This window comes from Akkermansia muciniphila (assembly GCF_900184965.1).
GTDB lineage: Bacteria > Verrucomicrobiota > Verrucomicrobiia > Verrucomicrobiales > Akkermansiaceae > Akkermansia > Akkermansia muciniphila_A.
Genome location: NZ_FXYA01000153.1, coordinates 21014 through 45617, shown reverse-complemented (window position 1 = coordinate 45617; position 24604 = coordinate 21014). Strand labels below are relative to the sequence as shown.

General features: G+C 57.3%; 23 protein-coding genes and 1 other RNA gene. 10 read left to right on the top strand and 14 right to left on the bottom strand.

Annotation, left to right across the window (positions count from 1 at the left end):
- Window positions 1–135: 135 nt before the first annotated feature.
- The 8 genes from rplO to CI070_RS03495 all read right to left on the bottom strand — a co-directional run bounded on the left by rplO (window position 136) and on the right by CI070_RS03495 (window position 4679).
- A complete protein-coding gene (rplO, locus tag CI070_RS03530) occupies window positions 136–594 on the bottom strand; it encodes a 50S ribosomal protein L15 (protein WP_012419978.1) in 459 nt (152 codons plus the stop codon).
- A 62-nt stretch (window positions 595–656) separates the two neighbouring features.
- Window positions 657–1319: a 30S ribosomal protein S5 gene (rpsE, locus tag CI070_RS03525; RefSeq protein ID WP_031930630.1), complete on the bottom strand. Its 663-nt coding sequence runs from the start codon at window positions 1317–1319 to the stop codon at window positions 657–659.
- Window positions 1320–1335: 16 nt separating this feature from the next.
- Complete coding sequence (gene rplR / locus CI070_RS03520; RefSeq protein ID WP_046434433.1) at window positions 1336–1698, bottom strand: 50S ribosomal protein L18; 363 nt, start codon at window positions 1696–1698, stop codon at window positions 1336–1338.
- Between the two features lie 35 nt (window positions 1699–1733).
- Entirely contained in the window at window positions 1734–2273 is a 540-nt protein-coding gene (rplF, locus tag CI070_RS03515; protein WP_012419975.1) for a 50S ribosomal protein L6, read from the bottom strand.
- Window positions 2274–2294: 21 nt separating this feature from the next.
- Entirely contained in the window at window positions 2295–2696 is a 402-nt protein-coding gene (rpsH, locus tag CI070_RS03510; RefSeq protein ID WP_012419974.1) for a 30S ribosomal protein S8, read from the bottom strand.
- Between the two features lie 12 nt (window positions 2697–2708).
- On the bottom strand, window positions 2709–3290 hold the full coding sequence (rplE, locus tag CI070_RS03505; protein ID WP_012419973.1) for a 50S ribosomal protein L5: 582 nt from the start codon (window positions 3288–3290) through the stop codon (window positions 2709–2711).
- A 66-nt stretch (window positions 3291–3356) separates the two neighbouring features.
- Entirely contained in the window at window positions 3357–3584 is a 228-nt protein-coding gene (gene rplX, locus CI070_RS03500) for a 50S ribosomal protein L24 (protein WP_012419972.1), read from the bottom strand.
- 222 nt (window positions 3585–3806) lie between these two features.
- Entirely contained in the window at window positions 3807–4679 is an 873-nt protein-coding gene (locus tag CI070_RS03495; RefSeq protein WP_161994145.1) for an NAD(+)/NADH kinase, read from the bottom strand.
- A gap of 150 nt (window positions 4680–4829) precedes the next feature.
- Here CI070_RS03495 and CI070_RS03490 point away from each other — a divergent pair, with 150 nt between their 5' ends.
- From CI070_RS03490 to CI070_RS03480, 3 genes are read left to right on the top strand one after another with little or no spacing between them, the layout of a single operon-like run.
- The gene (locus tag CI070_RS03490) at window positions 4830–5333 is read left to right on the top strand and encodes a septal ring lytic transglycosylase RlpA family protein (RefSeq protein WP_143245709.1); all 504 of its coding nucleotides are present in this window, start codon (window positions 4830–4832) and stop codon (window positions 5331–5333) included.
- Window positions 5334–5357: 24 nt separating this feature from the next.
- Complete coding sequence (locus CI070_RS03485; RefSeq protein WP_094137215.1) at window positions 5358–6815, top strand: bifunctional metallophosphatase/5'-nucleotidase; 1458 nt, start codon at window positions 5358–5360, stop codon at window positions 6813–6815.
- Between the two features lie 37 nt (window positions 6816–6852).
- The gene (locus CI070_RS03480) at window positions 6853–9540 is read left to right on the top strand and encodes a DEAD/DEAH box helicase (protein ID WP_094137214.1); all 2688 of its coding nucleotides are present in this window, start codon (window positions 6853–6855) and stop codon (window positions 9538–9540) included.
- A 73-nt stretch (window positions 9541–9613) separates the two neighbouring features.
- Here CI070_RS03480 and CI070_RS03475 read toward each other — a convergent pair whose 3' ends face one another.
- Window positions 9614–11035: a Gfo/Idh/MocA family protein gene (locus tag CI070_RS03475; RefSeq protein WP_094137213.1), complete on the bottom strand. Its 1422-nt coding sequence runs from the start codon at window positions 11033–11035 to the stop codon at window positions 9614–9616.
- Between the two features lie 165 nt (window positions 11036–11200).
- Between CI070_RS03475 and CI070_RS03470 the strand changes: the two genes are divergently transcribed.
- The 4 genes from CI070_RS03470 (at window position 11201) to CI070_RS03455 (ending at window position 16177) form a co-directional block, all read left to right on the top strand.
- Window positions 11201–12217, top strand: a complete 1017-nt coding sequence (locus CI070_RS03470) for a hypothetical protein (RefSeq protein WP_143245708.1) — start codon at window positions 11201–11203, stop codon at window positions 12215–12217.
- 51 nt (window positions 12218–12268) lie between these two features.
- Window positions 12269–12363, top strand: an RNA gene (ffs, locus tag CI070_RS03465) — signal recognition particle sRNA small type.
- Between the two features lie 65 nt (window positions 12364–12428).
- Window positions 12429–13643, top strand: coding sequence for a bifunctional folylpolyglutamate synthase/dihydrofolate synthase (locus CI070_RS03460; protein ID WP_094137211.1), 1215 nt, complete (start codon window positions 12429–12431; stop codon window positions 13641–13643).
- A gap of 26 nt (window positions 13644–13669) precedes the next feature.
- A complete protein-coding gene (locus CI070_RS03455; protein WP_094137263.1) occupies window positions 13670–16177 on the top strand; it encodes a U32 family peptidase in 2508 nt (835 codons plus the stop codon).
- 25 nt (window positions 16178–16202) lie between these two features.
- Here CI070_RS03455 and CI070_RS03450 read toward each other — a convergent pair whose 3' ends face one another.
- From CI070_RS03450 to CI070_RS13870, 4 genes are read right to left on the bottom strand one after another with little or no spacing between them, the layout of a single operon-like run.
- On the bottom strand, window positions 16203–17972 hold the full coding sequence (locus CI070_RS03450) for a hypothetical protein (RefSeq protein ID WP_094137210.1): 1770 nt from the start codon (window positions 17970–17972) through the stop codon (window positions 16203–16205).
- A 5-nt stretch (window positions 17973–17977) separates the two neighbouring features.
- Entirely contained in the window at window positions 17978–18892 is a 915-nt protein-coding gene (locus tag CI070_RS03445; protein WP_094137209.1) for a hypothetical protein, read from the bottom strand.
- Between the two features lie 8 nt (window positions 18893–18900).
- Window positions 18901–19851 (bottom strand): hypothetical protein, encoded by a 951-nt coding sequence (locus tag CI070_RS03440; RefSeq protein WP_094137208.1) that lies wholly within the window; start codon window positions 19849–19851, stop codon window positions 18901–18903.
- A 19-nt stretch (window positions 19852–19870) separates the two neighbouring features.
- Window positions 19871–20053, bottom strand: coding sequence for a hypothetical protein (locus tag CI070_RS13870; protein WP_218824880.1), 183 nt, complete (start codon window positions 20051–20053; stop codon window positions 19871–19873).
- 37 nt (window positions 20054–20090) lie between these two features.
- Here CI070_RS13870 and CI070_RS03435 point away from each other — a divergent pair, with 37 nt between their 5' ends.
- Window positions 20091–22361 (top strand): ribonuclease R family protein, encoded by a 2271-nt coding sequence (locus CI070_RS03435; protein ID WP_218824066.1) that lies wholly within the window; start codon window positions 20091–20093, stop codon window positions 22359–22361.
- A gap of 277 nt (window positions 22362–22638) precedes the next feature.
- A complete protein-coding gene (locus CI070_RS03430; protein WP_179218549.1) occupies window positions 22639–22977 on the top strand; it encodes a cupin domain-containing protein in 339 nt (112 codons plus the stop codon).
- A gap of 163 nt (window positions 22978–23140) precedes the next feature.
- On the opposite strand, the gene CI070_RS03425 is transcribed toward CI070_RS03430, so the two are convergent.
- Window positions 23141–23698, bottom strand: a complete 558-nt coding sequence (locus CI070_RS03425) for a cob(I)yrinic acid a,c-diamide adenosyltransferase (protein WP_179218547.1) — start codon at window positions 23696–23698, stop codon at window positions 23141–23143.
- 146 nt (window positions 23699–23844) lie between these two features.
- Between CI070_RS03425 and CI070_RS03420 the strand changes: the two genes are divergently transcribed.
- Window positions 23845–24594 carry a hypothetical protein gene (locus tag CI070_RS03420; protein ID WP_094137204.1) on the top strand — a complete coding sequence of 250 codons (750 nt, stop codon included), beginning with the start codon at window positions 23845–23847 and terminating at the stop codon, window positions 24592–24594.
- The last annotated feature ends 10 nt before the right edge of the window (window positions 24595–24604 follow it).

The following is a 24604-nucleotide window of genomic DNA, read 5'->3' as shown; positions in this document are numbered from 1 at the left end:
TGTAATATAAAAGTTGGCGCGCAGCTTGGCTTGCATGTCGCGGCGGTTTGCACCCGGGGCATCCATGGGAACCGCAACAGTAAACACAATGATGCGAACCGGGTCAAGCTGCATGACCCGGTTCGCCAAATGTGATTAGGCTTCGCTAAGCACGGTGACGGTGCCACCGGCCTGGGTCACCTTCTCGCGGGCGCTGGCACTCACGAAGTCCACGACTACGTTCAGGTTCTTGGTCAGGGTGCCGTTGCCGAGAAGCTTCACGGCGTCGCAGGGACCTTGGACGAGCTTGGCTGCACGCAGGGTGTTTTCATCAACCGTAGCGCCGGCTTCAAACACGCGTTCAAGCTGGGAGAGGTTGACGATGAGGATTTTATCCTGGAAGCGGGTATTGTTGAACCCCTTCTTGGGCAGACGGCGGTGAAGGGGCATCTGGCCGCCTTCAAAGCCCGGCCGGATCGTGCCGCCGGAACGGGCCTTCTGGCCTTTGTTGCCTTTGCCGCAGGTCTTGCCGAGACCGGAGCTTTCCCCGTTGCCGAGGCGCTTCTTGCGGTGCTTGGCTCCGGGATTGGGCTTAATCGTATGAAGCTGTAACATGTTATTTACAATGGTTGGATTTCGTGGAGGCGGCGGCGCCGGGCCGCCGCCTCCTGATCAGATTAGATGGCCTTTTCCTTCTTCTTGCCGCGGTCGGCAAGAACCTGGTCGCTCGTGCGCAGGGAAGCGAGAGCCTGCAGGGTTGCCTTCACCACGTTGGCGTGGTTGGAGGAACCGAGGGATTTGGCAACAATGTCACGCACGCCCGCTGCTTCCAGCACGGCACGGATGGTGTTGCCGGCAATCAGGCCGGTACCGGGGGAGGCGGGCTTCAGAAGCACCTTGCCGCCGCCGAATTCGGAGTAGACTTCATGCGGAATCGTGCCGTTAGCGATGGAGACCGGGCGAAGCTGGCGCTTGGCGGCTTCCGTAGCCTTGCGGATGGCGTCTGCCACTTCATTGGCCTTGCCGAAGCCGAAGCCTACGCGGCCTTCCATGTCTCCGCTCACGACGAGGGCGGAGAAGGAGAAGCGGCGGCCGCCCTTGACGACCTTGGCGCAACGGTTGATGAACACAACCTTTTCAGCGAGCTGGGGGCCTTCTTCCACGGGAGCTTCAGCCTGAGGGCCACGGCGTCCGTCACGACGGGGTCCGCGGGGTCCGCGGCCATTCTGGCCGTCACGGCGGGGTCCGCGGGGTCCGCGGCCGCCCGTTGCGGGTTGCTGCGCTTGAGCGGGAGCGGCGGCTTCCGTAGCAGGAGCAGTGTTTTCCGTTTCGTTATTCATTTAGGGAATCTTTCAATTAGAATTTCAAACCGGTTTCGCGGGCGGCATCGGCCAGGGCCTTCACCTTACCGCAGAACTTGAATCCACCGCGGTCGAAAACGACTTCAGTGACATTGGCAGCCTTCGCGCGTTCGCCGATCAGATTGCCCACCTTGGTAGCGGTAGCGCAGTTGGCGAGTTTGGAAGGATCGGCGATGGAAGCATCGGCCGTGGAAGCGGAGCAGATAGTCTTGCCCACCGTATCGTCGATGATCTGGGCATAGACGTGGCGGTTGGAGAAATAGACAGCCAGGCGGGGGCGGGAAGCCGTTCCGGAAACCTTTCTGCGGATGCGGCGGCGAACCTTGGCGCGGATGGCTTTGCGATTGATAGTACTCATCGTGTGTAAATATGTTGTAATAGTTATTACCTGAATTACTTACCGACGCTCTTGCCTTCCTTGCGGCGGATAACTTCACCGACGAAACGCACACCCTTGCCCTTGTAGGGTTCCGGGGGATAGTACGCACGGACTTCAGCGGCAAACTGGCCCACGACCTGCTTGTCGATGCCTTCGACCGTCACTTTCGTGTTTTCAGTCACGGTTACCTTGAGGCCTTCCGGGATTACCTGGTTGATCGGATGGGATTTGCCCAGGTTCAGATCCAGGATGTTGCCCTTGACGGCGGCGCGGAAACCGACGCCGACGATTTCAAGGTTCTTGACGAAGCCTTCGGACACGCCGATGACCATGTTGTTCAACAGGGAACGGTTCGTACCGTGCAGGGCGCGAAGCTGACGGCTTTCGCCGGCGCGGTCAACGGAGAGCTGATTGCCTTCAACGGTAGCGGTGATGCCTTCCGGAAGCGTCCAGGAAAGCTTTCCTTTGGGGCCTTCCACCTGAACGGAAGAGCCGTTAACCTTTACCGTTACCTTGTCCGGCAATGTGATGGATTTTTTACCAACTCGGGACATATGTTTAGGAAATGTTAATGGTTACCATACAAGGGCGAGAAGTTCGCCGCCAATGCTCTGCTTGCGCGCCTGCGCACCGGTCATCACACCGCGGGAGGTGGAGACGATGGCAATGCCAAGCCCGCTGAGAACGCGAGGAATGTCCTCGGAAGAAACGTACTGGCGGCGGCCCGGCTTGGAGCTGCGCTTCACATCGGTAACGACCGGCTTGCCCTGCGGGGTAAACTTGATCTTCACCTTGATTTGCTTCTTGGAGCCTTCTCCGGTCACTTCATAGTTCCAGATGTAGCCTTCTTCCTGCAGAATCCGGGCGATTTCCACCTTGATGTTGGAGCAGGGAGCGGTAAATTCCTCGTTGCCGGCCAGGCTGGCGTTTTTCAGGCGGGTGAGGAAGTCGGAAATGGGATCACTTAATACGGCCATGGTAAGAAATAGTTAGGCGTTGGCGGTTTGGGTTTCTTCGGCCTTCTTCGGTTCGCGCATGGGGACACCCAGGGCGCGAAGCAGGTCGCGGCCTTCATCGTCCGTAGGAGCGGAAGTCACGAAAATGATATCGAAGCCGATCTGACGCTTGATCTGGTCAAGTTCGATTTCGGGGAAGATGGACTGGTCGGAGATGCCGACGGCATAGTTCCCGTTGCCGTCAAAGGACTTGTAGGGAAGACCGCGGAAGTCGCGAATGTTCGGAGCCGTAATATTGATGAAGCGGTCCAGGAATTCCCACATGCGGGCGCCGCGCAGCGTTACGCGGGCTCCCAGAGGTTCGCCTTCACGCACCTTGAAGTTGGCCACGCTCTTGCGGGCATAGGTGACGGAGGGTTTTTGTCCGGTGATTTTGGCGATTTCATTAACGGCATCTTCCACGGCCTGCTTGCGGTCCGGGTGCTTGCCCATGCAGGAGGTGACAACAATCTTCTCCAGGCGGGGAATCTGATGCACGTTCTTGTATGCATGCTTCGCTTGAAGGCCGGGAACGACCTTTTCACGGTAGTATGTTTGCAGTGTTGGTGTACTCATTGTTTTAGCGGGTCAGCTCTTTATTAATGATTGATATGGCTTAAGCGCAGGGTCAGACCGGATGGCCTAGCCTACTTTTTTCACGTTGGAGATGTGAATCGGGCCGTTGATTTCCTGAATGCCGCCTTCCGGGTTCTGTTCGGTCGGGCGCACAGCCTTTTTCAGGGTGCGGGCGCCTTCTACGATGACAGTACCTTTGGAAGCATTCACGGCGAGAACGGTGCCGCGCTTGCCCTTGTGGTTACGTCCGGCGATGATTTCCACTTCATCACCTTTTTTCACGTGGGTCTTCATATATGACTATTTCTTACGCGTTTATGCGATTAAGATCTGCCACCCCCTTGGTGGCAGGGCAGGAAGAGTATGATAGGATAGGCCTTTTCGTCAAGCCCGCATCCTAAAAAAATCGTTTTACCGCCCCTGCGCCAATGCGGAACGATGAACGAAGGACTGTTCCCGGATGCGGGAATTCCGCAGGGGGGAACAGCCCGCCGGGAGCCGGGCTTCCGCGACGGTCTATTCATCATCGGAAGGGATCTCCGCCCCCTGCCAGCGCAGCTTGGCCCTCAGCAGGGCGCCGAAATTCTGCTTCCGGAGATGAACCAGGGAAAGCGTTTCCGGCGCCTTCCGGATTACCAGGCTTTCTCCCACTTCAATGGGATAGGCGGAACGGCCGTCCAGGGAATAGACCATGGAGTCAAAGCGGCCACGGCGCTCGCGGGGCCGCAGGCGTATGGTCATGGTGTCAGGAAGCACCACGGAACGATTGGTCAGGCTGTGCGGACAGATGGGGGTGACGCATACGACACGGGACATGGGCCAGACCAGAGGCCCCCCGGCGGAAAGGGAGTATGCCGTGGAGCCGGTGGGAGTGGAAACCAGAACGCCGTCCGCATGGTAGCGGTTCAGCAATTCCCCGTCTATCTCCGCATCCAGGTCCACCATCTTGCCGGACTGGGCGCGGATCAGGGAAACTTCATTCAAGGCCAGCTTGCGGGGAGGAGCCGCAACGCCGTCTTCCCCTGCCCGTACTACTTCAAGCATGGAACGTTCATCCGTCAGGTAGGAACCTTCCTGAAGAGCATACGCCAGAAGCGGCAGTTCCTGCACGGAACAGGTGGTCATGAATCCCAGCCGACCCAGGTTCACTCCCGCCAGGGGAACGCGGTGCATGGCCGCCAGGGAAGAGACGGTCAGCATGGTGCCGTCCCCTCCGAAGGTCACCAGCATGCCGCACCGCCCGATAGCCCGTTCCAGGGCATCCGGCGTTTCAATGACGCAGGAGCCCAGCCCGTGGCGGGAAAGTTCCCGGCGCATGATGCGCAACGCTTCCCCCAGTCCCGGTTTTTCCGCCAGCGCGACCAGGCCGATTACCTTGGAAGAATTCATGCGGGAGATCATACTGCATTTTTCCGGGCCGCTCAACTGGTAAACCGCGGCCGGGAAAAGATTGTTCCGCCCTTATTCTATTCCTTAAATTTCAATTCCTGTTCCTTTTTTGTTATACAGGATTATAAATATGTGTTAAATGTAGAAAGCGTGAAATGGCTCCTCTTCGTTCCGCTGCTTTTTCTGATGCCGGGCTGCTCCACCATGGAGAAGCGCCCTCAGAAAACAGAGCCGTCCGTTCAGGCGGCAGAGGCGCATGTTAAAAATGCGCCCTATCGGGTGCGGGGAAAAAGATATATTCCCATGAGCGTGGCGGATGCCCTGCAATATCATGAAACCGGCTATGCCTCCTGGTACGGCGGCAAAGCGCGCCGCCTGAAGACATCTTCCGGAGAGTACATCAATCCCCGGCGTTCCATGACGGCGGCCCATAAAACCCTGCCCATGCCGTGCAAGGTAAAAGTCACCTGCCTGGAAACCGGCAAGTCAATCGTCGTCAGGATCAACAACCGCGGGCCCTTTCACAGTAATCGCCTGATAGACCTCACCACCTCTGCTGCAAGCCGCATCGGCCTGCATAAACGCGGCGTGTCCAGGGTTCGTCTGGAAGTCATCTCCGTGGGCGACGGCCCGTATGAGGTTTTCGCCCGTTAATCCCATTTCATTACCTTCCCCTGCATGATTCCGCCCCGCATTGTTCTTGCCGCCCTGGCATGCCTGTGCCCGTTCTCTCTGGCCCAGGAGTTTGAACCGGATCCCAATAAAACGCTGATTATCATTTCTACCAGTGATATTCACGGCAATCTGGACAATTTCCCAAAACTGGCCACGCTGGTAAAACAATACCGCGCCAAATATCCGCACGTGCTGCTGGTGGATTCAGGAGATTATTTCGTGGGCAATCCCTATGTGGACGACTGCGAAAAACGGGGCAAGCCCCTTACCATCCTGATGAATAAACTGGGGTATGACGTAGTGACCATCGGAAACCATGACCTGGACTACGGACAGGAGGCCCTGCGCGACCATATTGAGGGAATGCCTTCCACCAAATTTGTCATTACCAACGCCAATCTTTCCCCTACTCTGGAAAACTGTTTCTCTTCGTATGTCAGCATTCCGATTGAAGGCACGTCCGTTTCCGTAGGGTTCATAGGTCTGGCGGACCTTCAAACCACGGATGTGAGGAAGATGGCCGGCATCTCATGGACGCTGCCGGATGAAGAAGATTACAAGGGCATCACGGACAGGTTCCGGCTTCACCATAACACCATTAACGTCATCCTCAGCCACCTGGGATACGGTAAGGATCTGAAAATGATGAAGTATTCGCCGAATATCGACGTCATTCTCGGAGGCCATACCCATGTCATGCTTCCCAGCGGTCATCTCAGAACAGGCACGCTGCTCAGCCACACGGGACATAGTTTGAGCCACGTAGGAGTTACGGAAATCATCTTCTCCACAGAAAAACCCGTTTCCGTCCTTTCCAAATCAACCAGGGCCGTTTCTTTGGACGCAGACATTCCCAACGATCCGGAAGCAGAGAAAATCGTCCGGGAATTTACCGTCAATCCGTCTTTCAACCATCAGGTAGGCGTCGCCGAAGAAGATATCACGCACGTCACCATAGGCACCCTTTTCTGCAAAGCCATTCAACAGGCTTCCCGTTCGGACATCGCCATTTATAACCGTAACGGCGTACGAACCAAAAACCATCTCGCCAAGGGACCCATTACCATCAGGAACGTTTACGAACTGGAACCCTTCCGGGAAAAGATCGTCACCTGCTCCATGAGCAAGGCGGACGTTGAACAACTGATCCTGTCCAAATTCATATCTCCGACCGATGACGAAGGAGGCATTCTGGAAGTTTACTGCTCCGGATTTTCCTACCAGATCATGGACGGTGTTACGCCCAGCATTACCAGTACGCTGAAAAACGGGGTCATTTACACTGTCGCCATGGGAGACTACCTGTGCAGCAATTTCATCTTTCCCCAACGGGGAAACGGCAAACCGACGGGGATAGATGTCCGTAAAGCCCTGATTGATTACCTGAAACAAACCAAAAAGCTGCTCAATCCACCGCCGTCCAAGCTGCCTATCATCAGAGATAAAACGTTCGCCCTTTGAACTACGGCCGCAAGCTCACGCTACATTCCCGCCAGCCATGCAGCCGGATCCCTATGATGCAGTACCGGAAGAGAAACGGAATATCAATGGTTTCCGCATCCTTCCCTCCGGCGCTCCGGTGACGGACACGCCGCCCCTCGACCGCCTGTTTGAAGAAGGAACCGGAAACGGACTGTATGCACTGGCCGTATCCAACTGGGAAACCGCCCCGGATCCGGGCGCGTTCTTTATCAAGAACATGGCGCGCCAGGCGCTTACCCGCATGGCGCACGCTGCCGCAGAAAGGCCGGATGAGGTAGATGCTGTTCTGGACCATCTTCTGGCCTCCGCCGCGGAAAAAGCCTCTCTGGCGGAACAATTCCCACCCATACCGGGCGCGGAATATGCCACGCCAGCTATCATTGCCGGATGGCTTGAAGACTTGCGAAAGGTAATAGCAAAGGAAATCCGCGCCCGAGGCATCACCCCCGCCGAATGGCTGAACGGCCTGGGCGCTCCCTGGAATCAGATAGGCAAGGTATTTTTCCACCTTGCGGAAAATCGGGATGACGCCACAGGAGCCCGCCCCTTTGCTTTCATGGCCACCTTTGCGCATCAAAGCGCTGCGGACAACCAGGTGCGCCACCTTCCCCTCTCCACCGCCCTGAAACTTCATGAAGGGAATCACACCGCCCTGCTGGCTGTGCTCCAGCCCTTGAAAGAAGCGGCACGGGAAAGTTCCCTGCTGAGGCGGCTGCTGGATAACGGGAAAATTTATACGCCGATGGCCTGGAGCGCTCCGGAAGCACGGGACTTTCTGCAGGATACGCCGACCTACGAACGCGCAGGCATTATTGTGCGCATGGTGAATCTATGGAAAAAGAACCCTCCCAAACTGCAGGTAAAAGTCACGGCGGATGCATCCGGAAGCGAAAAGACGGTCCATTCCTCCGGGCTTTCCGTCCGCAGTTTGCTGAATTTCTCTGTATCCGCCATTCTGGGAGGCAAAGACCTGACCCCGGAGGAACTGGGGGAACTGCTCAGCGACGGAGACGGCCTGATCCGCTTCAAGGGGGAATGGGTTCGCGTAGACGCCCGAAAAGTCCGGGATTTAATGGAACGGTGGACTAAAGCGGCACGTATGATGAGCTCCCTCGGCATCCCCCTGGTCCAGGGCCTGAGAATGCTGGTTAATGGCCCTTCCAGCCAGCTTGTACAGATTCCGGAACCGGATGAAGACTGCGTTATGGAACCGGGACAAAACCTCCGGCAGGCTCTGGACATCCTGACGGGGGAAACCCCTGCCCCTGTACCGGAGCTTCCTCCCCGGCTGGACGCACTGATGCGCCCTTACCAGAAAGAAGGGTTTTCTTTCCTTTACCGGATTACGGAACGGGGTTTCGGCGCATGCCTGGCGGATGATATGGGACTGGGGAAAACCCTTCAGGCTATCGCGTGGCTGGACGTCCTGCGGAGAAAAGGCCGGCTGGAGAACCTGCCGGCTCTGATTGTAGTTCCGGCCTCCCTCCTGTCCAACTGGAAGGAAGAAGCGCAACGCTTCGCTCCGGAACTTATGCTGCGCATCATGCACCCTTCCTCCCCGGACCCGTGGCAGCCGGAAAATACCCCGCGCCGGAAAAACTGCCACGCCGTCATCACCACGTATGGCATGGCCGCGCGCACGTCCGCGCTGGCCGACCTGCATTTTCCGGCCATCATTCTGGATGAAGCACAGGCTATTAAAAACGCAGGCTCCGCCCGTTCCCGCGCCATCCGTTCCCTGCATGGGGAGCGACGCATAGCCCTGTCCGGCACACCGGTGGAAAACAACCTGAATGAACTCTGGAGCCTGATGGAATTTCTGAATCCGGGGCTACTGGGCAGCAGAAAAAGCTTTGAATCCTTCACCCGTTCCCTGGAACACGGCTATGCCCCGCTGCGGCGCCTGGTACGCCCCTTCATCCTGCGCAGAATGAAAACGGACCCGGCGCTGGTTCCCGACCTGCCGGACAAAACGGAAATACCGGCCTATTGTTCCCTCACGCCGGAACAGGCCGCCCTTTACCAAACACAGATAGACATGCTGCATGCCGTACTGGACGAACCGGATCCGGCTGCCCGCCTGATGCTGATTTTACCCATTCTGGCACGCCTCAAGCAGATATGCAACCACCCCGCCCAGTTCCAGGGCACGGACGACTACGCGCCGGAACGTTCCGGAAAATTCCGGCGTCTTCAGGAACTGTGCGCTTCCATTGCCGCCCGGCAGGAAAAAACCATTCTCTTTACCCAGTTCCGCTCCATCATTCCTCACCTGCACGATCTCCTGTCCGGAGTCTTCGGCCGTTCCGGGCTTACCCTGCACGGGGGAACGCCCATTCCGGAACGCCAGAACATCGTCACCGCCTTTCAAAAGGAATCCGGGCCTCCCTTCTGCATCCTGTCCCTGAAAGCCGCCGGCACCGGCCTGACGCTGACCCAGGCCTCCCACGTCATCCACGTGGACCGCTGGTGGAACCCCGCTGTGGAAAACCAGGCCACGGACCGGGCCTACCGCATCGGGCAGCACCGGAACGTACTTGTGCACCGCCTGATCTGCCGGGGCACTATTGAGGACCGCATTGACGCCATGCTGAAGAACAAGAGCCGCATGGCGGACGACCTGTTCTCCGGAGGCCCCGAACAATGGCTCCTGAAGATGAGCGCGGAAGAATTAAACGATTTGTTTTCCGGCAGTCCTTGTTGAACTCTCTGCGGAAGAACGGATTCCTTCCCGAACTTCCCGGAAGAGGACAATGCCCCTTCATCCCCGGCGCCATTCATGAAACCACGGACAGAGGCGCAGTGGTTTTCCAGTCTCCGCGGGTGAAATCCGGAAATTCCACGGGGAGGCCGCCCTGGGCGATAGAACGGGCTGTCAACGGCAGCAGGGAAGACCAGGCGGCTCCTTCGTAAACGTTCTGATCCATCGGCTTTCCATTCCGGAGGCATTCCACGATGCGGAAAAGCATCACGAAGTCCATGCCTCCGTGGCCGCCCATTTTCGTGGCCAGCTCCCCGATGCGTTTCCAAAGGGGATGGTCGTATTTTTCGTAAATAGCGGCCAGTTTTTCCCTGCCTTCAATCCATTCATGATAATTGCCGTTGCCCAGCTTTTCGCCCGCTACGCGGGTTGGGAAGCCGGCCAGCGTGCCCTCCGTTCCCTGAATCAGGTTGGCGCGGGAGTAAGGCCGGGGAGACGTCTCATCCAGCTGGACAAGAATGGTCCGCCCCAGCTGCGTCTTGACGACGGCCGTATTCATGTCGCCGCAGATGAATGGGGTATTGTTCCAGCGGTGGTCGGCGGGAAGATGTTTTTTAGCGTAGGCATTGCGCCCGAGAGCCGGGGAGGCAAATGCCGCAACACGGCTGAAACGGTCCTCCCCGCGCTCCAAACTCATGTACTGCGCCACCGGTCCCAGCCCATGGGTGGGGTACAGGTTGCCATTGATTCTGGTATGATATTCCGGCCGCCAGGCCCCTTCCCCGCGCGTATCCCCCAGCTGCGTCACCAGGCAATGGATATACGCGGCCTCCCCGTGAAGCAAGTCGCCGATGACGCCCTGCCGAACCATGTTCAGGAACATGAGTTCATCCCGCCCATAGTTGACGTTTTCCATCATCATGCAATGCTTCCTGGTGGCCTCGCTGGTATCCACCAGGCTCCAGAGCTCCTCCAGAGAGACGGCCAGCGGAACTTCCACAAAGGCGTGAGCGCCGTGCTTCATGCTGTCGCAGGCGATTCTGGCATGCGAACTCCAATCCGTACTGATAATGACGGCATCCGGTTGCAGCTCCTTCAGCATGGTCAGGTATTCCGTGTCGCCGCCGGAATAACCCAGAGGGCTTTTCCCCATTCTGGAAAGCACGCGGTCCACGCCGCGTCTCGTCAACTCTTCCTTCAAATCGCATATGCCCACGATTTCCACTCCATCCATCACGCACATTTGCGTCAGATGGGAGAACCCGCGCCCGCCCACGCCGATGAAAGCCAGCCTGATGCGATCCAGCCGGGGAGCCTTGAACCCACCCATATATGTGGAACCGGAAGGCCTAGGAACCGCCGGAAAAGCCGATTTCCAGAGATGGTCTCCGGCAGGGATTTCCACAGCCTGCCCGGGGAGGGCATTTCCGGCGGCAGCCGCTCCGGCCGCAAGCCCCAGGGATTTGAGAAACTGTCTGCGCGATGGGAAAATAGACATGGCTTGAAAGTATGGCTTCAAGGAAAACTACGCCCCCTCCGGAGTGGATTTATCATCATTCTCCCTATTGAGGGAAAAAGCTCCGGATGGCTGATTTTAGGATTTGCAAAATCCGGCGGAACTCCCACTATGAGATTTGCTTCTGACTCTACCCTCCTTTCATTTATGCGTTACCTCCTTCTCATCCTGTTGCTCGCCGGGGGATACTACGGCTGGAATTATTATCAAAACGGCCTCGCACCCAGGCATGAAGCTCTCAAAGCCATGGAGCAGGAACCGTGCCCGGAGCTGGATGCGGCCCAAGCCCGTTTTGATGAAGCCGCGAAACTTCAGGAACAGCAGGCGGCGCGCCTCCAAAACGCCATTCAACGGAAGGAAGAAGCCGTACGCAAGTACTGGGATTCCCGAATTAAGCAGACCGACCAGGGAAAAGACGGGAAAAAGGCGCCCTCCCCCGTGAACGGGAGGCCCAATGCCCGAAGCGCGGAAGCCCGAATAGCCTATCTGCTGGAACAATATGACCGCCGCGTTGCGGAAGTGGAAGAACTCAAAAGCAGGCGGAACGCCACCAGACAACAATTGGACAGCGCCCGAAACCGGATTCAGGAACAAATACGCCAGGTGGAAACCCGTCTGGACATCAACCGCATCCAGCGCGCGGAGGCATCCAACAAGAAAAGCGGAGATTTTAAAGTGACGGAGAACCGGGCGGATCTGCTCCAACTTCAGGCCAGCCTTCCGCAGGAACTGGAGCGCATTACCAACCAGGGGGAAGCCGCTCTGCGAGACCAGACGGAAGCCTACGAAAAGGCCAAAAGGGAGCTGGGTCTGTTCCAAAACAACGTGGACAGACAAATCGCCAGCCTTCGGGACTCCATAAATTCCCCCCTGGCGGAAGATTATGATGAAACGGAAATACTTTCGGAAGACCCCGAATTCCGCGCAATGATCGCTCCTTACGACCAGGCCGTCAACCATGAGGAAACGATTGTCATGCGAACGGAGGCGGATGTAGAGGAACAGGCCAAAGCCCTGCACGGGCTGCAACGCGTCAGAGACGCGAAAATCGAAGAAGAGCGCAGCCGGCTCAGACAGGAAGAAGAGATTTTTTTCACGGCGGCGGCCGTCATCGGCGTAATGTTGCTGATCTCCATTCTGCTCTCTTTCGCCAGAAGGAGATGATGTCTTTGAAGGTTGACACTGCACTGCAAACCTAGTTTACTGGGTGGGCCACCGGGAACCCCGTGGAGGCACGACTGGCAAACCCCGCCAGGACCGAGAGGTAGCAACGGTAGCTTGTTCGTGTTTGCCGCGTCTGTTCCCGGCGGTATTTTATGGCTCTCCCCGCCATACCGGAGTTGAACGGGAGTTTTCCCGTGGTAAAATACCGCCCATGAACGTATCCGCCGCCCTTGACTGGCTCTTTTCCACCCAATTTTTCGGGATCAAGCTGGGGCTTGACAACACAGAAAAACTGTTGGCGGCAGCCGGGGCGGACCGTATCAACGCCACCGTGGTTCATGTGGTCGGCACCAATGGCAAAGGCTCCACCTGCGCCATGATTGAGGCCCTGGCCAGGGCGCAGGGTTATGTAACGGGCCTGTTCACATCCCCTCATCTGGTAGATTTTTCTGAACGCATCCGCGTCAATGGGAACATGATTGCTCCGGATGCCCTGGCGGAGGAAATTTCCTTCCTGAAACAACTGGCGGAAGGCTGGGAACAGCCGCCCACCTTTTTTGAGCTGGCTCTGGCCGTCGCCCTGCGCCACTTCCGTAAAAACAACGTGAACTTCATCATTCTGGAAACAGGGCTGGGCGGAAGACTGGACGCTACTAACGCCGTGCCCAAGGACATTGCCGTACTGACCCCCATCGGTCTGGACCACCAGCAGTATCTGGGAGACACCCTGGAAGAGATCGCCGCGGAAAAAGCGGCCATCATCGCCCCCGGCAAACCGTCCGTAACCGCCGTGCAGCACCCGGACGTCATGGCCGTCATTGAACGGACGGCGCGGAACCGCCGTTCTTCCCTCACGATTGCCCGGGCGGACCGGAACACGCCCCGCCCAGCCCTGCCCGGAGCCCATCAGCAGGAAAACGCAGCCCTGGCGCTGGAAACCATGAGGCAACTCCATGCCCTTCCCTCCCCTGCCGCAGCCGCCGCTGCCCTGGCCAAGGTACAGTGGCCCGGACGGTTCGAACGCCTTGAGACGCCCCCTCTGGTACTGGACGGCGCTCATAACGAACATGCGGCGCGCGTGCTCGCGGCCACGTGGAAAGAGGAATTCCCGGGACGGAAGGCGGCGCTGGTTTTTGCCGCATCCGCAGACAAGCATATCCGGGAAATGATTCCGGTTTTGCGGGAAATTGCCGGAGAATGGCACCTGGTTCCCTGCACTTCCCCCCGCATCATGCCGGCGGAAGAAATGGCTGCCCTGCTGGCCGGGCAGGAAACCGGCCCCGTTTTCATTCATTCCACGCTTCCGGACGGGCTGCAGGCGGCGCTGGCTTCCCCGTTCCCCGCTCTGGCGGCAGGTTCCCTGTTCCTTCTGGGAGATTTGAAAGCATTGCTCCGCCATGCGGAAAAACGCAGCACCGCCCAATAACCCCTACATCCTCTTTGCCTTTCCCCGTGACTTCCGACGACATGACCCTTTCCGCCCTCCGGCCCGGAGACCTGCGTCCCGAACTGCTTGCCCCCGCCGGGGACATGGACTGCGCACGCGCCGCCGTAGCCAATGGCGCAGACGCCATTTATTTCGGGCTGGACCGTTTCAACGCCCGTCTGCGCGCAAACAACTTCACGCTGGATTCCCTTCCGGAGCTGATGCGTTTCCTTCACGCGCACGGCGTGAGGGGGTACGTGACCATGAATACGCTCATTTTCACCTCCGAGCTGGCGGACGCCCTCTCCTACCTGGGCCACCTGAATGCCGCCGGCGCGGACGGGGTCATCGTGCAGGACATTGGACTTGCCCGCTGCCTGACGGAATGGGGAAGGCAGGTTCCCGACATGAAGCTGGAACTGCACGCCTCCACCCAGATGACGCTTTCCTCTCCGGACGGGCTGGAATTCGCCTCCGGATTCCTGGACCTGAAGCAGGCCGTCCTGGCCCGGGAACTGAGCCTGAAGGAAATCGGGCAATGCATACGGCATACGGACATACCCCTGGAAGTATTTGTTCACGGGGCGCTCTGCGTGGCCTACTCCGGCCAGTGCCTTACATCGGAAAGCCTGGGCCAGCGCAGCGCCAACAGGGGGGAATGCGCGCAGGCCTGCCGCCTGCCCTATTCCCTGGTTGTAGACGGCAAAGCCGTTCCTCTGGGAGAACGGCGCTACCTGCTCAGTCCCCAGGACCTGTGCGCCATTGACCGCATCCCGGACCTGGTCCGCATGGGCGTAAAAAGCTATAAAATAGAGGGTCGCCTGAAAAGCCCGGAATACGTTGCGGCGGTGACGGCGGCCTATAGAAAAGCACTGGACGCCGCCTGCGCTGGAATACCTGTGGATGAAATGGTAACCGTACGCGACCGCTACGCACTGCAAATGGTATTTTCACGCGGCTTCTCCACCGGCTGGCTGGACGGAACGGACCACCCGCGTCTGACCCACGGCCGCTACGGTAAAAAGAGGGGCGCTTACGCAGGCGTCATCATGAACAGCGGTCAGGGCTGGCTGGATATCAGACCGGAAGGAGGCATTCCGCTCGCGCCCGGTGACGGCTTCGTCATTGATGCAGGGGAAGACCGCAATGAAGAACAGGGCGGTCGTATCTGGAAAGTGCAGAGAAACCGCCTTTTCTTTCATGGAAAAGCATCCCGCATTGACTGGAGCAGGGTCAGGCCGGGGCAGAAGCTCTGGAAAACGGATGATCCGGCCCTGAACGCGGAGTTGAAAAAAATGCGGGAACACCTGCCGGAAGCCTCCGTACCCCTCCATTTGACATGCACCGGATCCGCCGGGGAGCCTCTGACGGTTTCCTGCCCGGAATACGGGTGTTCCGTGCAGTCCGCACAGCCCCTGCAAACGGCGGAAAAACGCCCGCTGACTCCTGAAGCGCTGAAACAGCAGCTCGGCAGACTGGGAGGAACGGGGTTCCGCCTGGCTTCCTGCGAATGCCGGTTGCCGAACGGGTTGATGCTCCCGCTCAGCATCCTCAACCAGGCAAGGCGCGCCCTCGTGGAACAAATTCAAACGGTCCGGCAGGAGAGGGAAGCCCCCGTTCCCTCCCGTCTTTCCGCGGCTTTCACCCCTGCCGCGCTTCCGGCGGGGGCGGCAGCTCCGGACGCGCCGCCGCACCTGTCTGTGCTGTGCCGCAGACCGGAACAGATACCTTCCGTTCTGGATGCCGGGGCGGATGCCGTTTATCTGGACTTTGAAGACCTCCGGGACTATGCGGCGGGAGTGAAAGCGGTTCGGCAGCACGCGGACAGCATCCCCGTCTTTCTGGCGACGCCCCGCATCCAGAAGCCATCTGAAACCGGTTACTTTAAGCTCATGGAACGGGCGGAGCCGGACGGCATCCTCATCCGCAACCTGGGCGCGGCGCAATACTTCCGCCATTCCCCCCTGCGCCGCATTGGGGATTTTTCCCTGAATGTCGCCAATCCGTATAGTGCGGCTATCCTGAAAGAACGGGGGAGGCTGGAATATCTCACCCTCTCTTACGACCTGAACGCGAAACAGGTGGCGGACCTGCTCCGCGGCGCGCCGCCGGAATGGTTTGAACTGACGCTGCATCAGCATATGCCCATGTTTCACATGGAGCATTGCGTGTTCTGCACCTTCCTGTCGGACGGCACCAGTTATAAGAATTGCGGACGCCCCTGCGAACGGCATCATGTGCAGCTGCGTGACCGCGTAGGCCAGCTTCATCCCCTGCTGGCGGACGCCGGGTGCCGGAACACGCTGTTCAACGGACGCGCTCAGACGGGAGCTGGCTTCCTCCGGGGCTTCCGCCGTCTGGGTCTTTCCCGCTTCCGTCTGGAACTGCTGGATGATCCCCCGGAAAAAATACGCCTTCTGGTGTCCCGCTACCGGGAATTGCTGGACGGCTCCTGCACGGCGGCCCGGCTCATCCGGGAACTGGATGTCGCGGAACAGCTCGGCACCACGGAAGGCACGCTCCGGCCCAGATAACGCCCATTTGAACAATGGTCAATTCCTATTCGGATTCCCGGTTTTGACCATACATGTTCAATATTTTATCATTCTTTAAAAGGATACCCATTTTTCTACCCATGCCGGCCATCTCCTTTTTCACCTGGTCGCTGGTAATGCCTTTTAAATGGTCCTGCACAAATTCATGTGCCTGCATCATATATTTCTCATCATTCCACATGATGAGAAACCGGCGGTAGCTTTTCATCATTTTAATGAAAGTTTTTTCCTTGCCGGTCAAAGCCAGCAACGCCTGTTGAAAAGCTTTGCTGGTTTTGCTCTTCATTTTGGAATTCCATTTGATATTTTTTGATTTCTCCAGCCACAAATTTAAGAAATTACCAGTAGTCCTTTCCTTGTAAATAGCATGGAGTTTAACCTCAGGGCAGTCGGCAATCAGCTTTTTCCAAAATTGCCGGATGAAAAGTTCCTCTGCTTCGGGCGTACTGTCCGGGCTGACCCCGCAGGCGTATAATTCATAGGGATTCACCTTTTCAGGGTTAATCTTCAAAACATGACCCGCCACGTAATCAATCAGGTTATGTTCACGGGGCATCGCCTTGCTGAACTGAATGAGGTACTCCAGCTTCTTCTTATCGCCCGCACCTCCCGCCTTGATGCCCAAATAACGCGCCCAGGCCGGATAATTGTAAGGATTGGCCCGGCACGCCTCCTGAAGCAGCAGTTCCACATGCTGCGGATTCCGGGAATAAAAAGATAAATCGTACATCAAGGAAGATTCACGGGCCTGGGGGCCCTGCCAGAAAGCGCAGAGGGCGGAGATAATCTGCACGGGGCCTTTCCACGGCAGTTTATTTCCACCATTGGCCCAGTTCCATCCTCCAATGTTGTTGCCGATCAGCCATTGCCCTTTGGGGTGCTTCCAAATAAAAGCGCAATGCTCCGGCTGCCCGATGGGGTACGCTGGGACGCCTTTGGCTCTTAAAAAACCCGCGGCCCCCTTGGAAACGGCTCCGCACACGCCTCCATATTCCGTATAAAGCTGAAGAGTGATGGGCTTGTTATCGTAAAACGCGGCCCCGGCATGGACGCTGATTCCTCTGTGATTCTTTTTACGGTAGGGAATAAATCCGGTAAATTTACCCCCTGCCTGCTCGGGTTTGATATTTTTCCCTTCAATAAATTGCTGGGCCCATGCCAGATCTTCCAGACTCTCTTTTCCTCTCAGAACTACGGCCCACTCCCACGGTTCAAGGCTGTCGGCCTGCGGATAACACCTGCCATGATGATGGGAATCATGGTAAAATCCATACCTGGCTATACATTCCTCTGCCGTGAAAACATCGGCGATGAGACAGGCCCCCAGGGCGATGTTAAGGTCAACTCCGCACAAATCCCTGTCTGCGCTATTCCACAGACGGTAAAGAATAGCCAGACTGTTCTGCTGAGCATACCCAGCATGGGCCAGTTTCCGGAAAACTTCCGGATGGGAGACAAGCCACCTGGTAAACGTCCGGTCCCGGAGCTCTCTTGTTGGAAACGTCTTTTCCTGGCTGGCATAACGGAAAAATTGTCCGATATGGCACAGTTGCTCCAATTCCGGATGATGTACTATCCGCCGGATTTTTTCCGGTGAAAGAGTACCGGAATCAAGCTGTTTCCGGAGTTGATTCCGTACGCCGTCAATGATGACTGAAGAATAATCCGCTCTCAGCAAACTCTCCACGGCGGCGGCATCCCGGGCCCGGGAAACACCAGATACCAGTAACAGGACGCAGCACAACAGCATTCTCAGCAGAATATTCGCGGCCATGGCGGCTAATCCTCCTTCCCGAGTTTTCTGTGTTCCCGGAGCATCCCGGGAGAGTACAGGAATTGAACTCTCTTTCTCATGCCGCCGGTCCTCTCCAGAAACTCCACCAGCTCCCGGTCCGTCTTGTAGCCGCATTCCCTCAGCCTTTCCAGCGCGCGGCCCCTATTCCCGGGGTGAAGCTTCAGAACGATATTCAACAGGATACCCTCGCTGTTCTCAATATACCAGCGGAAGGACTGCCGGAGGCGGACCAGCTCGTCCACGTTCCGCTCGTACAGGCTCTTCCTGCGCCGTTCCTCTTCCGCACCGCAGGCGGCGAGGTTTTTCGTCTCCCGGTAGCGCCAGTAGGGCAGCGTGTCGACCGGCCTCACGGGATGGAACTTCCCGTGCTCCGCCTCCAGGCCGGCGATGTAGCGGTAAACGGTGGAGCCTTGGAGAATCATCCGCCTGAGGTATTCGAACTTCGCCTCCAGACAGAACCTCGCGAGCTCTTTTCCATGTTTTAGTTTTTTGTTGTCTTGAATATATTTACAGATTTTAGAAAAATTAATCCCAGCCTTAAATTTGGTTTCCAGCTCACCTCCGTTGATCCAGATGGAAAAGTTGTCCAGCCGGTAGTCCTGATAGGGGGCCTTGACGACCATGTTGTTGATGAACAGGGCGTTTTCCAGCTCCTCCGGGGTCATTCCGCCGTCCTCGTCAAACAGATCCCTGTTGAGCACGGGCAGCGCCTGCTGGTAAAAGTCGCCCAGCTTCCCCTGGTCCAGCAGGTCTTTCAGATGCCGCGCGTCCCCGCTAAGCCGTTCAATCCGGATGTCCATGAAGGAGGGCAAATCGTCGTACACAGCGGCTTCATCCGCGCGGCTCCCGACGGAAAAGAAGAGAAACACGGAAAGACAGAGGGAAAGGTAATAGTTCATAAAGAAAATCAGTTGCTTGTTGCGGTGACGATGCCCGGGTCATTTTTGTTCAACCCCTTGAACTTCTGGATCCGGTAGTGCACCGTTCCCGTATCGGGATCGCGCCTGATGAAGAAAACCTGATCCGTGTTGAAATCCCAGAGCACTTTTTCTTTCGTGTACCTGCCGCCTTGGGGTTTATCCGTGCATCCGAATATCTGCCAGCGGCACTTCCACGTCCAGCCGATGGACCCCGAGAACGCGTCAATGAGCGCCGGCGGATACAGGCAGTTGGTGCTGTCATAGACTTCATTGGTGACGGAAACCCGTGCGGGCTCCCGCAAAGGCGCATGCTCGCTGACCAGGGGATGGTCCGGAAGAGGGTCGGGCTCATAACCGGCATGCTGCTCCAGGGAGTAAAGATTGGTGAAGCTGACGTTCAAGGGATACACGCGCAGGATGCGGAGGGCGCTCAGCCCCACGGTGCATCCCACCTTGGCCGCTTCTTCCTCCGCCTGCCGGAAAGGGCTCTCCGCCCCCGCGTACATCAGCCCCTGGGGCGGGATGAGGGTGAATTCCACCACCTGTTCCACCCCGTCCACCTCCGCCTTCACCTTGAGCGTCTGACGCGTTTTGGCCAGGGTATTGATATCGACGGTAGCTTGATCCGGTTTATCATTATCAATTACAAGTTTGAAATATTCCACTCCTTCCACGGCGGACCAGTCACACCGGGTGTCTTCGGGAAGCTCTTTGCCGTCCAGCGTGGCGGTCAGGGTGATGTATTCCCGGAGGGTGACGGTCGTTCTTTCTCTGTTGCTTTTGTCTATCTCCTCCTGGGGAGGGTTGCGATCGGGATACCTGAAATATACTTCCGCCGCGCAGAACTGGGTTTTATGCCGTATTTCAACGCCCTTGGACGCCAGCGCGTTGAACGCCAGGAAACAGCAGGCCAAAAACGGGAAAATAAATGTTTTCATAAAAAACAACCAAACATCATTAAATCCAAAAACAGATCATTGTCAATACATATACCACATAATTAAAAAAAATCCCTAGACGGATTGCGGACATGCTCCGTACAACGGCATGCCCGGCAGCAGGCCAAAAACCGCTGACGAACGCGGCATGCACCGCCCGCGCCTTGAAGCGGCGCTCAAACCGCCCTATGATGGCTCCCATGGGAATGGGAGACACCTTTTCCCGGAACTTCCGCAAAATGAATCATTCCCTCAAAGACCGCCTGATCCGTCACATGGAAGACGGACGTTACGAACCCCAGAGCAAATCCGAACTGGCCCGCGCCCTGAACGTGGATTCCCGGCAGAAACTGGATTTCCGCGCCCTGGTGGACCAGATGGAAGAGGAAGGAAAACTCGTGCGGCTGCAAAAGGGCAGGTACGCTTTAAAGAGGGAACGCCGGAACCTGGTGCATGGCATGATCCGCATCCTGCGCTCCGGCAAGATTCTTTTTCTCCCCAGAAAAGGGGACCCCGCCGCTGCGGCCCTGGGATGGGACACGGAAGCCATTCCGGAGCTGGAACTTAAACCCAACCGTCTGGGCACTGCCCTGGACGGGGACCGGGTGGCCGTGCGCGTGGAACGCAAGACGGCCAAGGGCCGGAGGAATATCCGCAGGGACCGCTTTTCTTCCCCGGATGCCGGCATGAAAGCCCGCGTGGAGGAAGTGACGGAACGAGCGCGCTCCCGCTGGCTTGGCGTCTTCCGCACCGGAAAGAACAAGCTGGGCCGCGTGCTGGGAGACGGCGTAAGCTCTCCGTCATCCATTGAACTGGCGGAAAAACCCGCCATGGAGGTGCTTCCCGGCCAACTGGTTTCCGTGGAGCCCGTACCCTGCGGTGAGGAAAAGAAAGCCCCGCGCGGGAAAATCGTGGAGGTGCTCGGCTATCCGGACGAACCCCACGTGGACATGGAAGCCGTTATCAGAAAATATGGCCTTTCCGCGGAATTCCCCGCCTCCGTGCTCCGGGAGCTGGAAACGCTGCCTCAAAACCCTTCCCCCGGGGAACTCGCCCGCCGGGAAGACTGGACGGATCGTACCGTCATCACCATTGACCCGGCAAGCGCCAGGGATTTTGACGACGCCATTTCCATCACGGCCACTCCGTCCGGCTGGACGCTGGCCGTTCACATTGCGGACGTCTCCCATTTCGTCAGGCCCGGCGGCGCGTTGGATGGGGAAGCCCTGCGCCGCGGCAATTCCACGTACCTGCCGGACCGCGTCCTTCCAATGCTCCCGCCCCGCCTTTCCGACGATTTGTGCAGCCTGCGGCCGGATGTCGTGCGCCTGACAAAAGTATGCGAAATGAAATTTGATCAAAAGGGGAAGATGCTCCGTGCACGCTTTGCGGACGCTTTCATCCGCAGCAAGGCGCGCCTGACCTACCAGGAGGCTTTCGCCATGCTGAAAGGAAACGACAAGGGGGAAGTTCCCTCCACGGTGCGGGAAGCCTGGAATCTGGCCTCCATCCTGCGCCGCAACCGCTACGCCAAGGGAGCCCTGGATCTGGACTTCCCGGAAGTGAGAGCCGTTATGGACAAGGACGGCCGCGTGACGGGCATCATCACGGAAGAATACGATGAAAGCCATCAGCTTATTGAGGAGTGCATGCTGGCCGCCAACGAGGCCGTGGCCCTGGCTCTGAAAAACGGGAACCGTCCCACCATCTACCGTGTTCACGAAGAACCGGATTCCTCCAAACTGTTTGAATTCGGCCAGCTGTGCAAACTGTACGGGCATCCCGTCCACGATATCGGACAACGCCAGTACCTGAATGAACTGATGAAGTCCATCAAGGATTCCCCGGACGAGCAATTGCTTAAACTGGCGCTCCTGAAAAACCTGATGAGGGCCAGGTACGACACGGAACCCCTGGGCCACTACGGCCTGGCCACTCCCAATTACTGCCATTTTACCAGCCCCATCCGCCGTTACGCGGACCTGGTGGTTCACCGCTCCCTGAATCCCCTGCTGTCCAATCCTCCCAAAGGAGCCAAAGGAGCAGGCAGTGCAGGCAGGCTGGAGGAAGACGCGGAACACATTTCAGAGACGGAACGAATTTCCGCCAGCGCGGAAAAGGACGCGAACCGGATGAAACTCTTCGAATGGCTGGAAGGTCAGTGCTACACGGATCATCCGGAAGTGCACGAAGCTCTGGTTACGGAAACGCGCCACTTCGGCGTGCTGCTGGAAATCCCGCGCCTCCAGATTAAGGGGCTGGTCAAGCCGGACAAACTTCCCGGCGGCCGCTGGGTGTATGAGGCGTTTGCCAGCCGCTGGAAAAACGACCATGGTTCCGTGCTGTGCGCGGGGCTGCGCGTTCCCGTCATTCCCGTGAAAGTGGACAGGGAACAGCAGTGGGCGGATTTCGCCATCGTCTCACGGAAGAAACCGCGGCAAACGGAAAAAACGGCCTTCCCCGCCAAACAGGAGAAGCGCACATCCGGCCGCGGGCGGCGGAACCGCTGACGGCAGATGCCCGCATTTGGAAACAACCTCATACGGATGCTGAATCCGAACTTTCCTGCAGAAATTCTCTTGAAGTAAATTGTATTTTTCATATATAGAAAAATTGTTGTTTACTTGTGAACTCGACCTCACGCCTATGAATTCAGGACGCTGACTCCGTAAGTAAGCACCATATGAATGCTGAATGCCAAGGTCCGCTCCCGGGTCTGGAGCGGACCTTTTTCCCGGAAGCCTGTCATGGAGAAACGGGAAGAGCCAACAAGGATGTCCAATTTGTATGACATCCATTCAGCGCCTCCCCGAACGCACGCCCTTCAATTACGCCGATCTGACCGATTACCGCGAAGGGCAAATCACCAGTCTGGCCCTTGTACGCTCCAAAGGGGTCAACATGACTATTCTGGCCTTTGACAGCGAACAGCTCCTTCCCACTCACCAGACGCCCGGTCCTGCGCTGATACAGATTCTGGACGGGACGGCGTACTTCACCGTGGGCAATGAAGAAGTTATTCTGCCCCAGGGAAAAAGCCTCCTGATTCCCGCCGGAGTGCCTCACTCCGTCATTGCCCGGGAACGGTTCAAAATGCTGGTTACTTCCATCCTGCCGCTGGATTGACCGGGAAGCTCCCCCCCCCCGGAGATAACGAAGAACAATTCCGGGGGCTTTGCCCTCCGGACATGGAGCTGCGGCAAAACCATTCTTTCCGGGCTTCTCCCGACACGGGACCCACGCAGATACGCAACATGCCGGAACAGGAAGACGGGCGGAAACGGTCTGCTCAGGCGTGGACCTTTTCCCCTGCGGCCAGCGCCTCAAAACGGGCCAGCACCCAGCAGAGATCGGAAAGGCGGTTCAGGAACAGGGCCGTGTTCACGTTGCTCAGGGCATGATCCAGCCTTAACGCCACCACACGGCGTTCCGCACGGCGGCAGACGGAACGGGCCAGGTCCAAATATGCGGAACCCAGCGATCCTTCCTTGCCCGGACGGGCCCAGCCTTTGAAACGGATGTCGCATTCCTTTTCCAGTAGATGAGCCTGTTCCTCCAGCCATGTCACATCCTCCTCCGTAATGCGGGCGTACCCCTTGGTGTCATATTTGGGCAAATCTTCCTCCATCGTAGCCAATTCCCCCATGGCTCCCACCAGGCGCGCCTGGACGCCGTCCAGCATCTCCACCGTCCGGGAACTTACCCCGGAATGGCGCACCACGCCAATCAGGGAATTTAATTCATCCACCGTTCCGTAAGCTTCAATGCGCGGCGCTGTCTTGGGACTCCGCTTGCCGAACATCAGGTCCGTTTCGCCGCTGTCTCCACGCTTGGTGATTACGCTCATACCATGTACCCTACCATGCCCGCGCCGTCCTGCACGCAAAAAAGAAGGCATATTCCGGAGCGGGAGCCAGCGTCATCTTTCCCGGTGCATACCGCACTCTCTATTCTTTTGACATGCAATAGAAATTATATAAGAAGAATGAATAAATGCTTCTGCTTCGTCTTCTTGCCGTTTTCCTCCCTCTCTTCATCAGCTTCCTTTTTGAGGCATGCTCTAAAAAGGAAAGCGACCTGCTGCCCGGAGAAATAATCGTGAACGCATCGGAACTGCCCGGCCCCATACAGGAATGGAAGACGGATTCAGCCTGCGAAAGATGCCTGACCATCAATCTGGACAATCCGTCCCTTCCCTGGTTCCGCGTCGCTGAAGGCATATCGGAGGCTTATGCGCATGGCGTAAATAATCTCCGTTTGAAAAGAGGGGATGCCATCGCGTCCGCCTTTGGAAATGGAATTTGCTGGGATCTTCCCGTCTCCACGGATATGGCCCCGGAATCTGATCCGGAATCTGAAAAAGATATGAACCCGGACACTCCCTGCCTTTCCGACGATGCCGTTCTGGAACATCCTTTCCGTGAAAATGACTTTCTTGTTTTCAGCAAAACACCTTCCCGGGAACCCGTTTATCCCGTCGTGAAATTCATCCGGTCCCCTTACCCGGAAAGAGGGAACTACCAGCTTGTTTACTGGCGTATCCAGAAAAAACCATCCGGTCAATCCCGGAAAAACGACCTTCAGGCTTTCTCCAATATGGCAAATGAACATATCAACCAGCGCAGAGCATTCATTTTCCTCATTGAGAACGAAACACCCTGCGGAGAAGTATTCGACTATCTGAATGCCATTGACGGGAGAAACACGCTGGTGGGCGTAACCTTTTCCCGTGAAAATGAATAACGTCTCCCAA